This window comes from Acinetobacter sp. TGL-Y2 (genome assembly GCF_001612555.1).
Classification (GTDB): domain Bacteria; phylum Pseudomonadota; class Gammaproteobacteria; order Pseudomonadales; family Moraxellaceae; genus Acinetobacter.
In genome coordinates this window covers 3,100,843-3,112,248 of record NZ_CP015110.1, presented here as the reverse complement: position 1 = coordinate 3,112,248, position 11,406 = coordinate 3,100,843, and the positions used below count along the sequence as shown (strand labels likewise).

Genomic DNA, 11,406 nt, shown 5'->3' with positions numbered 1-11,406 from the left:
AAATGAGAGGGGGAAACCCCTCTATCAAATAATTTGTTATGTAAGATTTATTTATTATGCAAAAAAAAATAGTAGTATACGCTTGTATTATTTTAGGGTTGTTTACGCAAGTTTCTGAAGCAAAAACAGATATTTTAGTAGATAGCGAGAAGGAAATAACTTTCCCAAATCTTCAATCTAGTTATTTAAAACAAGTTCAACGATATGAATATGGAACAGTTGCCAATATCGCAACAGGCTTAACAAAAGACCATTATAGGCACTTATTGGGAAATCCACAGTTTAGTGAGGGGGTTTTTTTTATAAAAACTTGGAATTATGTTTTAGATATTAGAGTGCCAAATACTCAAACCTATAAAAGATGTCAATTACGCATTGATTTTGATAAAAACTATTTAGGTGAGAGTTTGTATTGGAAAGGAGAGGATTGCCAAGGCTTTATTGATTGGGGTGTTAATAATGAGGTTAAAGAGCAGCCTACTCAGGAGGATAGAAATGGTAGTCACATTCTCTTTGAGTTTGATCGTTTTGGTGTAGAGTCGATAATAAATAATCAAAGTGTCATTGATAATATTGTGAACAGTATTAAGCATGATAACGCTACGGAAATTACCATAACCGGATATACCGATGTCATTGGCGGTTATAGTTATAACCAAAAATTATCTTTAGAGCGTGCAAAAACGGTTGAAAACATTCTAATACGAGCAGGTATTGATTCATCTAAAATCAAAATAATTGCTGCCAATAAGACAGAACAGTTTCAACAGTGTTTAGATGATGGTCGTACTATTCAGAATATTACCTGTACTGCTCCGAATCGAAGAGTTACGCTAAAATGGTAATATGAATATATTTGTATGATGTAAGTCATTTACTAGAAAACCAGCTCAAGAGCTGGTTTTCTTTGTTAATAAACATTAATAAATTGAATTCTAAAATAAAGAGAGAAACCCTTCTTTTATCTTGAATATTTTTAAATTTATGTAAAAATATTATATACATGTAGTCTTAGATTTAGGAAATGGAATAATCTTATTCTTTAAACTATCAATAAAATCAGACCACTCTTGCATCATCCTAACCCGATAGTCTAAATGCTGTGCATGGTTATAAGCTTGAGATACAGCATTCCCAACCGTATGTGCTAACTGAATTTCAATCGCATCATGCATATAGCCTCTTTCATGAAGTGTTGTTGACGCAAGTCCACGAAAGCCATGGCCAGTCATCTTGCCGCTATAACCCATTGTACGGATTACACAGAGTAAAGCATTGCTACTCATAGGTTTTGCTGTGCTGTGATTATAAAAAACATACTGCTTATTGCCTGTAAGGGGTCTTAATCCTTCAATGAGTTTAATAGCCTGTTTTGATAATGGGACAATATGAGGCTGAGCCATTTTCATTTTTTCAGCAGGGATACGCCATAAATGATTATCAAAATCGATTTCATTCCACTCCATCATTCTCAGTTCAGCAGTACGCACAAAAGTTAAAGTCATCAGCTGAATGGCAGTCTTGATGATTGGATTGCCGTGATAGCGATCCATACGTTCAATAAAAGGTGGAAACTCAGAAATATCTAGGCGAGCCATATGCTTGGTTTTACGAGGTTTTAAGGCTTCGCCTAAGTGTGGTGTAGGGTCGACTTCAATCAGCCCTTTTCGGATTGCAAAACGAAAAATACGTCCAGCTAAAGGAATAGAACGCTTAGCCATTTCCTGTGCACCACGTGCTTCAATTTCCTTAGCACAGGCAAGTACATCCTTACCTTTGATTTGATCAATAGGCATGTTACCTAGAATAGGGAATAAGTCTTTTTCAAATACAGAAAGGTCACGTAAATAAGTTACTTCTTTGATGGTGGTTTTACGGTCGTTCATCCACTCCATAGCAAGCACTTTAAAAAGAGTATTTTCATCTGCTTGTTGTTTCTTTTGTTTTTTGGCTTCATTGGGATTAATCCCATCTTTTAATTTTAATCGTGCTTCATCTCGAATCCTTCTCGCTTGAGCAAGTGTAGTTTCGGGATATGAACCAATGCTGAAAATATTTTCTTTACCATTAAAGCGAAATTGCATACGCCAATGCATACCACCTGAAGGCGTAACCTCCAAATACATACTTTTTTCATCAGGATATTTGGTTTTCTTTTCTGATGGTTTGATCTTTCTGACCTTGGCATCTGTAAGCATTGCAACGTTCCCCGTATAAATTTGGGGGTATAAAAATAGGGGTAATTTATTATACCCCCAGTTATACCCCCAACCATATCGAGATTGCAATAGATGAAGTAGATAATATTAGACGTAAAAAAAAGCCTAAAACCTTTAGATTTAAGCTTTTAAAGACATCATAAGATATTGTAAGAATAGAAAATGGCGGTGAGAGAGGGATTCGAACCCTCGATACGCGCAAACGTATACACACTTTCCAGGCGTGCTCCTTAAGCCACTCGGACACCTCACCAAGGCGAGCGATGATAACCAAAAAATCAGGCTATGCCAAGATGAAACAATTGATTTAGAGAAAAAGATTTAAACGAGTGATATGATTGCCGAAAAATACTGTCTAATGACTTGAAGACAATTATATGCAAAGCACCGCAAAAAAAGCAGCTTTACCAGCGATCACCTTGGCTGCGCTGGGTGTGGTATTCGGTGATATCGGAACCAGCCCACTCTACGCACTCAGACAATGTTTCCTTACCGCACACATTGCCATCTCTAACGAAACGGTCCTGGGTATTTTATCACTGATTTTTTGGTGCATGATGTTAACCATCAGCTTCAAATACGTGTTGGTGATTATGAAAGCCGATAACAATGGAGAAGGGGGGATTATGTCCCTTTTGGCATTGAATCTGCGTTCAACGCGGATTGCGGACAATAAGAAAATTTATTTGATTGCTCTAGGCTTTATTGGTGCTTCGTTATTCTTTGGTGATGGCATCATTACCCCTGCAATCTCAATTTTGTCTGCCATAGAAGGTTTAAGCATTGCTACTCCCATGTTCAATCAATGGCTATTGCCACTTGCGATTGGTATTTTGGCAGGATTATTTTTGGTACAGCGTCATGGCACGGCCACAATGGGCAAGTTCTTTGGTCCATTGACCTTGGTGTGGTTCTTGTCGATTGGTCTGCTGGGGCTATGGAGCGTGATTCAAACGCCTTTCGTGTTGGCCATGGTCAGTCCGCACTGGGCATTTAATTTTGTCTATGAGCAGCCTTATGTGGCATTTTTGACCATGGGTGCTGTGATTTTAACCATGACTGGGGGTGAAGCCTTGTATGCCGATATGGGGCATTTCGGGCGTATGCCGATTAAACTGGCATGGTTTATTATTGTGTTGCCATGCTTGCTCATTAATTATGCAGGACAGGGCGCATTGTTGTTGCGCAATCCCAGTGCAATTGAAAACCCGTTTTATTTGCTGGTCCCAGAGTGGGCGCTTTTCCCGATGATTGGACTGGCAACGGCCGCGGCAGTCATTGCCTCACAAGCCGTCATTACCGGCGTTTTTTCCATGGTCAATCAAGCCATTCAACTGCGTTATTTGCCTCGCCTTTCGGTACAACATACCTCAGAGGTTGAGCAAGGTCAGATTTACGTTCCCTTTATCAATTGGGTGCTGTTTATTTCTGTGGTCATTCTGATTTTATTGTTTGAAAACAGTGCCAACTTAGCCAGTGCTTATGGCGTGGCTGTGACCATGACCATGCTATGTGGCACAATTCTGATTTCAATTTTGGCTTATGGTTTGTGGCGCTGGCCGATTTGGAAAGTGGCGCTGTTTGCTGTGCCATTACTGCTGATTGATTTGATTTTTGTGGCGTCAACATCGCTTAAAATTACAGATGGCGGTTGGGTGCCTATATTAATTGGTGCAGTGGTCTATACTTTGCTGATGACATGGAAAGATGGTCGTCAGATTGTATTGAACCGCCTTGAGTCAGATGCATTACCGATTGATTTGTTTATTCAAAGCGTCAGCATGAGCAATGAAACTATGATCGTTCCTGGGGATGCCATTTTTTTAACGGGTACACCGAATATTGTTCCACATGCTATGCTGCATAATATTAAACACAACAAAGTTTTGCATGAGCGTAATATTATGATTACGGTCATTACACGTGACGTGCCCTTTGTTGCACAGATCGAGCGTATCCAAGTTGAAAGACTTGATGAACGCTTCTTTAGAATATTTGTGTATTATGGTTTTAAGGATCAGCCCAATATTCCACGCGCTTTAGAGCAAGCCTATCATCAGCTGGGGATGGAATATAACATGATGCAAATCAGCTTCTTTATCTCACGTGATCGTTTGATTCACACGCTAGGCGATGGCATGGCGCCATGGCGTGAGAAGCTGTTTATTTCGATGCAACGTAACACCAGTGCGGTGAGCGATTTTTATCAAATCCCACCAAACAGAGTGGTGGAAATGGGCAGTCAAATCGAAATTTGATTTGAAAACATGTGTCTGATCAATCTTTATGATTAAATTGAATCATCATGAAAAAGCCAAGGTTTAAACCTTGGCTTTTTTTAATTCTCTATTTTGTTATTTTTGCATTACAGAAAAAGCGAAGAAATTGCTTAAAAAATATTAATTTGCAGCAGGTTCAGCTTGTGGTGCTTCTGTCTCAAGTTCAGGCGGTTGGGTCGCAGGGTCAGCCATAACTGGGCTTTGCTGGGTTGCATCTGCAGACGGTGTCTGTGTAGCTGTGGCAGCACTTGCTTCTGTGCCCGGCATAACGTTAATTTGACCACTTGCTAGTAATTCGTTGAGTGAGCCTGGTTGGCCATTCACCGTGGTAGTAACTTTGGCTTTAGATAAACTCTCTAAGGTTTCACCTGCTTGAACAGGAGGCTCTGCAAAGGCAGTCATGCTCGCAAATGTTAAACCAGTAACGATAGCTAAATGAACAATGTGTGAACGCATAACAGACTCCAATTCTTTTAACGTTTAAATAATATTCATCAATATTCTCATTTACCTTGTCACAGTTAGGTAGAGGTATTCAATAAAATATACGTAATATCATCCATTTTGTTCAAAAACTTACCCATAATAACAACAATTTGTTACGTGGATTGCTGTTTAATTCAGCAGGAATTGTAGAAGCTTTATTCACTTGAAAATTCACTTGATATACTTGAACCGTATAGCTTGCTAAGCTGTGCTTAATTCGGTTAATTTGCCAGCGAATCATGGTGATGCATAGCCGAAAACGGATTGAATTAGGGTGCGTGAGATTGAGTAATTTAGTGGTAAAAGCTGTACTTGGATTGGTGGCGGCAAGCAGTTTTGCTTTCGCATTCGGTCAAGAAAAAATTTCCCAATATCTTCCGTTTTCAGGCAGTGCGAGCAATGCTGCATGTTTAAATCAGTTTTATCGCGAAGAGCCTCCAATTCTTGTTAAAGACAGCTTAAGCAAGCACAGTTATCCGCTGTGTTTTAATGGCTTTAATACAATGTATTCTGGCGTGTCGAAAACGCCGCTATGGACAGCTGAGTACTTATCGACTTCACGTTTAAGCCAAAAAATTAAACGTGAAGACAGCTTCCATGAAGAAGATCGCGTGAGTGCAAGTCATCGAGCGATGCTGGCAGATTATCGTGGTTCGGGTTATGACCGTGGACATCTGGCACCGAATGCCGATATGCCCAATAAAGCGGCGCAATATGACAGTTTTTCTTTAGCCAATATGATTCCACAGGCGCCGAAAAATAATCAGCAGGTTTGGCGTGAACTTGAAGAAGCCACCCGTGCGATTGTCACCAAGCAAAAACAAGATGTCTATGTGATTACAGGTCCTGTATTTTCAGGCAAAAAGTTAAAGACTATTGGCAACGGCGTGATTGTCCCGACTGCGGTATATAAAGCGCTGTACATGCCTAAAGAGGGGATTATTGGGGTGTATTACGCACCCAATAATGATTCCTTACAGGTCAAAGTGATCAGTGTGTGTCAGTTAGAAGAACAAATCGGCATTAATTTATTTCCACAGCTGACTGCGGAACAAAAACGTAATACTTATAATTTGCCGTTAAAAGCCACCCAAGTCAAAGCCAATCAAAAAATTGCTTATTCATATTGGGATGCAGAGAGTCAGTGTGCTGAAGATATCAGCGCAGAGAAAATAAAAGCGCTGCAAAAAGAATTTACCCATCAAAAATCTAGTATCAATACTACGCTTGAAACACCGAAAATTGACGAGCAAACCCAAGATGCTTTGGTGAAAGAATTGGTACAGGCATTGTTGCAGTATTTATTACAATTCTTTAAGTAAATGTTGCTGCTTTCTGTCTTAAGTAGGATATATTTTTGAGTTAAAACAAACAAAATCGAAGAGAACGAAAAATGTTTAAACCTTTTGAACAAGGTACAGAGTCACATTCGATTCATGATTTAACCTTGGAAAATGATCTAGATCGGGTCAGTATTTATGGCAACTTACAACTGACCAAGGATCAAGCGGGTTTAGCAGCGGCGAAAGCCTTGCAAGCTTACTTGAATGCAATTGTGATGCAGTTGGAACAAGAACAACAGTTGCCTGAAAAGATTCAAAGCAGTTCCGAAAATGAGATCGAAAATCCATTTCTATAGTGTTTTGCACAGAAAATTTGAACACGTAAAAAAGCCTGCAGATGCAGGCTTTTTATATGAGTAATGGCTTAAATGTTCAATATTAAACCTTAAGGTTTAACTACAACTGAACTAGATTCATCGTGCTTACTTGTTATGCCTTTATAAATTAATGCGCCAATGACGGCACCAATAATGGGAGCAACCCAAAAGACCCACAACTGCGTTAATGCAGCGGTTTCTGCAAAGAAAGCCACGCCAGTACTACGGGCAGGGTTTACAGAAGTATTGGTCACAGGAATACTGATCAGATGGATTAAGGTTAAAGCTAAACCAATTGCAATGGGTGCAAAACCCGCAGGTGCCCGTTTGTCGGTTGCACCCATAATAATAATCAAGAAAAATGCAGTTAGCACAATTTCAATGGTAATGACAGCGCTTAGCGCATAACTGCCTGGTGATAGTTCAGCATAACCATTGGTCGCGAATCCTCCTGTACCAGTGAAGCTGGCTTGACCTTGTACAATCAGGTAAAGTACAAATGCTGCTGCTGTTGCACCCACGACTTGAGCCACAATATAGGGAATCAGGTCTTTAGCATCGAAGCGACCACCGACCCACAAGCCCACACTTACCGCAGGGTTAAAGTGTCCACCTGAAATATGTCCCAGTGCATAGGCTGCGGTGAGTACCGTTAAACCAAATGCCAGTGAAACACCAGCGAAACCAATACCTAATTCTGGAAATGCCGCGGCCAAGACAGCGCTACCACAGCCACCAAAGACCAGCCAGAATGTTCCTAAAAATTCTGCGAAATACTTATTCATTATATTTGTCCTATTTTTTTCTACACTCATTGATATAAAGTGATGTATTACAAAGGGGGGTATTTATTGTGTTGTGCGTAAATTTTAATCCATTTAAATAAAAAAAGTTAAAAAAATGACAAATTGCACAGATTATTTCTATGGCTCCTGTATGGAGCTATTTCATATCTGCATCCAGTATGCCTGAGCGATCCTATCCATTCATGTTAAAAGTATCTAAAATATAGTATGTTTTTAGATACTTAAAAGCTAGGCAGTAATTTTTTTAAAATCGGCTCTGACTCAAAAACGACGTAGATCTAGACACTGTATGGTTCAAATAAGTTGTAAAATTGGCTTTAAAAAAAAGAGAATTTGCATCCTTAAAAATGTCGCAATTATTTAAAAATAAAATGATTGAAGTCAATGATCAACCCGCAAGCGACGTTATAGTTAAAAACAGGAACAGAATTAAAAAATAGACGGAGTCTAAACATGATCAAAGGATTTGTAGCCGGTTTAATTGTTGCCAATGGATTTGAGTGGCTCGCGCATAAGTATGTGTTACACGGTACACATCGCGCGGGAAAGCCACGGTTTAGTCCCGTGCCCGACAGTATGAAGTCACATTGGGAACATCATAGAGAAGTACGTAAAACAGATTTTAGTGATTATGGTTATGTCGAAGGTGTTCGCAATTGGCGCACACGCAATGAAATTATGTCACTTGGCGTGACGGTGGTGGTTTTTGCACCGTTATTTTATCCTATCTCGAAGGGCATGAGCTTGGCGGTATTTTATAGTGCAGCTAATTATTACTATGTGCATCGCCGCGCACACTTAGAACCTGAATGGGCGAAGCGTAAAATCCCTTGGCATTATGATCATCATATGAATTCAAATCAGGATGCCAACTGGTGTGTAACCAAGCCATGGTTTGACTATCTATTGGGCACACGGGTGATTTCGTCAGTGGAACTGGAAGAGCAAAATCCGTTGGGCGTGACTCTGCCTAAGACCGTTTCAATTTGGCTGACAAAAACGGTGAATAGCTATTTCCCTGCAACGTGGGTGAAACCGCGCTTGTCTGTATAAATAGGCTCATATTGGTATTGAAAAATTGAGCTCAATATCGTCGAAATGCTATTGCCATACGAAGTGGTTTTTTTATAAATAGTTAAGGCTATTCGGTACATTTGCGCTAAAGCGCGAAGGCTTCGACTCAATTTTATCTGATCTAAGACATTGATTTTATTTTTAAATTATACTTCTTATGTTGAGGCTCATACCCGATATCGCGTTTTATATCTTGGACTGTTTAGTCTAGAAGTGCTGTCAGTGGTCTGGATTTTTTGCAGCTCTCCAATGGTTTTTTATCTGTTGTTATCTATGAAAGACCAGTGCCTGCGAGATTCGTCTTTATTTTTGGATATAAAAAAGAGTGTGATTGGCACACTCTTTTTTAGCATTCACACTTCAAACAGTCACGTAAAAATGATCCATTACAGACGCATTTCAATACCTTGATTCGCAAGGTATTCTTTGGCTTCTGGAATCGTATGCTGACCAAAGTGGAAAATAGAAGCTGCAAGTACCGCATCTGCACCCCCTTGTATAATGCCATCTGCCAAATGTTGTAAGCAGCCGACACCGCCAGATGCGATGGTTGGGATAGTCACGCGGGTATTAATTTGGCGCATCAGTTTAAGGTCATATCCCGCTTTGGTGCCATCGGCATCCATAGAGGTAATCAATAATTCGCCTGCGCCGTATTCGGCCATTTTTACTGCCCAATCAATCGCATCAATACCCGTGGCTTTACGACCACCGTGGGTAAAAATTTCCCATTTATTGTCGCGTGTTTTTTTTGCATCAATGGCCACCACAATACATTGTGCGCCAAAACGCTGAGAAGCTTCTTGCACAAACTCTGGGTTAAACACGGCTGCTGAGTTGATGCTGACTTTGTCTGCGCCCGCATTCAGCAGTAAACGAATATCTTCGACTTTACGAACACCACCGCCTACGGTTAATGGAACGAATACACTTTCAGCCATACGTTCAACAGTACGATAGGTGGTGTCACGACCATTTGAAGTGGCAGTAATGTCCAAAAAGGTAATTTCATCTGCACCTTGTTCATTATATCGGCGCGCTACTTCAACTGGATCGCCTGCATCACGAATATCAAGAAATTGAACGCCTTTCACCACTCGACCGTTATCTACGTCGAGGCAAGGAATAATACGTTTAGCAAGCATAATTTTTTCCAAAAATAACAGCCGATTATGAAACTTCGCCACGAAGATGCTACACCTTCATAGTAGGAGCGGGTATTCTATCAAAATTATGTAAGTTTTTTTGCAGGTTTTCTATGTCGGTTTATACCCCTTTGACTTTAAAGGAAGTTCAGGATTTTGCAGCACCTTATGGATTGGAGGTGATTGACCTGATTCCCATTCAAGGCGGTATTCAAAATACCAACTACTTTTTGGTTTGCGCGGATGCAAAACAGTTTGTATTGACTATTTTTGAAGAGATGGACGAGCAGGGCGCAGATGAACTGGTGCCTGTACTTGAGCATTTGGGTCAGCAAGGTGTGGCTGTGCCTGTACCCTTACGTTTAAACGGTCGTGCCATTCAAATTTTAAAGGATAAACCTGCACAAATTGCACCGCGTTTAATGGGGCATCATCCTATGCCGTCTACCCTTGAACAAGTGGCAGCCATAGGTGCAGCACAAGCGAAAATTCATGTGGCGCTGAAAGACTTTCCTCTAGAACGTGCCGAGTACCGTAATCATCGCTACTGGCGTAATGTGGCTACAGCCATTAAGCCGAGTTTAAACCCAGCCGATAGCGTGCTTTTAAATAACCTATTAGGCTTATATGATACGCTTACAGCCATGTATCCAGAGCGTCCAAAGGGTTTTATTCATTCAGATTTATTCCGTGATAACACCTTGTTTGAGGGCAATCAACTCAAAGGGATTCTGGATTTTTATGAGCTGAACAAAGATGAATGGTTATTTGATATTGCCATTAGCATCAATGACTTTTGTACCGAATATCCAGAAGTACATTTAAATGAAGCCAAAGCACATGCCTTTTTGGACGCGTATGAAGATATCCGCCCACTGACCTCAGATGAAAAATCGTGTTTAGAGCTGTATTTGGCAATGGCAGCAGGGCGTTTTTGGATGATGCGTTTACAAGTCGCGCAGAAAAATGCAGAACTGGGTCGTACAGGTGATGATATTTTGCAGAAAAATCCAGATGAGATGCGTAATATGCTGGTAGAACGTCTTAAGTTTGTTACAGCATAATTGAAAGGAAGTCAGGATGCGCGATCAAGGTCGGTTGGTAGAGTGGTTTGATGATAAAGGCTATGGCTTTATTCAACCTGAGGATGGATCGAAAGGTCGTGTATTTTTACATATCAAGGATTTTATCCGTCCTGGTCCGCGTCCCATTATTGGCTGTGCCTTAGAGTATCTGGTGCAATTGGATGGACAGGGACGTTATAAAGCCAAGCAAGTGACTTATTTAAAAGCATCACAAACGCAAAAAACCAAGCAACAATCTCATATTAGATCCAAAGCAGCAAACAAGACGGTAATGCAGCCCATGCAGATTGCGATTGTGATATACATTTTAGTGGTTGCTGGTCTGACTGTGGCAGGCGTACTCAATAGTATGCTTTTATTGCTGATCAGTGTGATGAATGCCATCACCTACTGGATGTATGCACAAGATAAAGAAGCGGCGCAAGCAGGAAATCGCCGTGTGCCTGAAAATACACTGCATATCTTGTCAGTCCTTGGTGGTTGGCCCGCAGCATGGCTTGCACAGCAAAAACTGCGTCATAAAACACAAAAGCAACCGTTTCGAAAGATCTATTTCTGTACCATCGTGTTTAATATTTTAATGCTTCTTTGGCTTATCTCTCCATTAAATTCAATGGTGTTTTGAATCCAAGGTGACATTTAAAAAGCAAAT

At 40.4% G+C, this 11,406-nt stretch carries 12 protein-coding genes and 1 tRNA gene; 7 read left to right on the top strand and 6 right to left on the bottom strand.

Annotated features, from left to right (window positions below):
* The first annotated feature begins 56 nt into the window (after window positions 1–56).
* The gene (locus AMD27_RS14890; protein ID WP_067661957.1) at window positions 57–845 is read left to right on the top strand and encodes an OmpA family protein; all 789 of its coding nucleotides are present in this window, start codon (window positions 57–59) and stop codon (window positions 843–845) included.
* Between the two features lie 150 nt (window positions 846–995).
* Here AMD27_RS14890 and AMD27_RS14885 read toward each other — a convergent pair whose 3' ends face one another.
* Window positions 996–2,198, bottom strand: coding sequence for a tyrosine-type recombinase/integrase (locus tag AMD27_RS14885; RefSeq protein WP_067661955.1), 1,203 nt, complete (start codon window positions 2,196–2,198; stop codon window positions 996–998).
* A gap of 184 nt (window positions 2,199–2,382) precedes the next feature.
* Window positions 2,383–2,472 (bottom strand) — tRNA-Ser (locus tag AMD27_RS14880).
* A gap of 124 nt (window positions 2,473–2,596) precedes the next feature.
* Here AMD27_RS14880 and AMD27_RS14875 point away from each other — a divergent pair.
* Window positions 2,597–4,477: a potassium transporter Kup gene (locus AMD27_RS14875; protein ID WP_067661951.1), complete on the top strand. Its 1,881-nt coding sequence runs from the start codon at window positions 2,597–2,599 to the stop codon at window positions 4,475–4,477.
* A 141-nt stretch (window positions 4,478–4,618) separates the two neighbouring features.
* Here the strand turns inward: AMD27_RS14875 and AMD27_RS14870 are convergent, their stop codons facing one another.
* Window positions 4,619–4,954, bottom strand: coding sequence for a hypothetical protein (locus AMD27_RS14870; RefSeq protein ID WP_067661949.1), 336 nt, complete (start codon window positions 4,952–4,954; stop codon window positions 4,619–4,621).
* A gap of 112 nt (window positions 4,955–5,066) precedes the next feature.
* On the bottom strand, window positions 5,067–5,225 hold the full coding sequence (locus AMD27_RS18790; protein WP_171254810.1) for a hypothetical protein: 159 nt from the start codon (window positions 5,223–5,225) through the stop codon (window positions 5,067–5,069).
* Window positions 5,226–5,229: 4 nt separating this feature from the next.
* Between AMD27_RS18790 and AMD27_RS14865 the strand changes: the two genes are divergently transcribed.
* Window positions 5,230–6,306: a DNA/RNA non-specific endonuclease gene (locus AMD27_RS14865; RefSeq protein WP_416202795.1), complete on the top strand. Its 1,077-nt coding sequence runs from the start codon at window positions 5,230–5,232 to the stop codon at window positions 6,304–6,306.
* A gap of 71 nt (window positions 6,307–6,377) precedes the next feature.
* The gene (locus AMD27_RS14860; RefSeq protein WP_067661946.1) at window positions 6,378–6,623 is read left to right on the top strand and encodes a hypothetical protein; all 246 of its coding nucleotides are present in this window, start codon (window positions 6,378–6,380) and stop codon (window positions 6,621–6,623) included.
* Window positions 6,624–6,712: 89 nt separating this feature from the next.
* On the opposite strand, the gene aqpZ is transcribed toward AMD27_RS14860, so the two are convergent.
* Window positions 6,713–7,429, bottom strand: a complete 717-nt coding sequence (gene aqpZ, locus AMD27_RS14855) for an aquaporin Z (protein ID WP_067661940.1) — start codon at window positions 7,427–7,429, stop codon at window positions 6,713–6,715.
* A gap of 474 nt (window positions 7,430–7,903) precedes the next feature.
* On the opposite strand from aqpZ, the gene AMD27_RS14850 reads away from it, so the two are divergent.
* Window positions 7,904–8,503 carry a sterol desaturase family protein gene (locus tag AMD27_RS14850; protein WP_067661938.1) on the top strand — a complete coding sequence of 200 codons (600 nt, stop codon included), beginning with the start codon at window positions 7,904–7,906 and terminating at the stop codon, window positions 8,501–8,503.
* Between the two features lie 407 nt (window positions 8,504–8,910).
* Here AMD27_RS14850 and hisF read toward each other — a convergent pair whose 3' ends face one another.
* Window positions 8,911–9,672 (bottom strand): imidazole glycerol phosphate synthase subunit HisF, encoded by a 762-nt coding sequence (gene hisF / locus AMD27_RS14845; protein WP_322843242.1) that lies wholly within the window; start codon window positions 9,670–9,672, stop codon window positions 8,911–8,913.
* A gap of 110 nt (window positions 9,673–9,782) precedes the next feature.
* Here hisF and AMD27_RS14840 point away from each other — a divergent pair, with 110 nt between their 5' ends.
* Together AMD27_RS14840 and AMD27_RS14835 are read left to right on the top strand one after the other, a co-directional pair.
* Window positions 9,783–10,733 carry a homoserine kinase gene (locus AMD27_RS14840; protein ID WP_067661932.1) on the top strand — a complete coding sequence of 317 codons (951 nt, stop codon included), beginning with the start codon at window positions 9,783–9,785 and terminating at the stop codon, window positions 10,731–10,733.
* 16 nt (window positions 10,734–10,749) lie between these two features.
* Window positions 10,750–11,379: a DUF1294 domain-containing protein gene (locus AMD27_RS14835; protein WP_067661930.1), complete on the top strand. Its 630-nt coding sequence runs from the start codon at window positions 10,750–10,752 to the stop codon at window positions 11,377–11,379.
* Window positions 11,380–11,406 lie beyond the last annotated feature (27 nt).

What these genes read in the sequence shown, in the direction of transcription:
- AMD27_RS14890 (WP_067661957.1), top strand. Translation starts at nt 57, where the DNA reads ATGCAAAAAAAAATAGTAGTATACGCTTGTATTATTTTAGGGTTGTTT.
- AMD27_RS14885 (WP_067661955.1), bottom strand. Translation starts at nt 2,198, where the DNA reads ATGCTTACAGATGCCAAGGTCAGAAAGATCAAACCATCAGAAAAGAAA.
- AMD27_RS14875 (WP_067661951.1), top strand. Translation starts at nt 2,597, where the DNA reads ATGCAAAGCACCGCAAAAAAAGCAGCTTTACCAGCGATCACCTTGGCT.
- AMD27_RS14870 (WP_067661949.1), bottom strand. Translation starts at nt 4,954, where the DNA reads ATGCGTTCACACATTGTTCATTTAGCTATCGTTACTGGTTTAACATTT.
- AMD27_RS18790 (WP_171254810.1), bottom strand. Translation starts at nt 5,225, where the DNA reads ATGATTCGCTGGCAAATTAACCGAATTAAGCACAGCTTAGCAAGCTAT.
- AMD27_RS14865 (WP_416202795.1), top strand. Translation starts at nt 5,230, where the DNA reads ATGCATAGCCGAAAACGGATTGAATTAGGGTGCGTGAGATTGAGTAAT.
- AMD27_RS14860 (WP_067661946.1), top strand. Translation starts at nt 6,378, where the DNA reads ATGTTTAAACCTTTTGAACAAGGTACAGAGTCACATTCGATTCATGAT.
- aqpZ (WP_067661940.1), bottom strand. Translation starts at nt 7,429, where the DNA reads ATGAATAAGTATTTCGCAGAATTTTTAGGAACATTCTGGCTGGTCTTT.
- AMD27_RS14850 (WP_067661938.1), top strand. Translation starts at nt 7,904, where the DNA reads ATGATCAAAGGATTTGTAGCCGGTTTAATTGTTGCCAATGGATTTGAG.
- AMD27_RS14840 (WP_067661932.1), top strand. Translation starts at nt 9,783, where the DNA reads ATGTCGGTTTATACCCCTTTGACTTTAAAGGAAGTTCAGGATTTTGCA.
- AMD27_RS14835 (WP_067661930.1), top strand. Translation starts at nt 10,750, where the DNA reads ATGCGCGATCAAGGTCGGTTGGTAGAGTGGTTTGATGATAAAGGCTAT.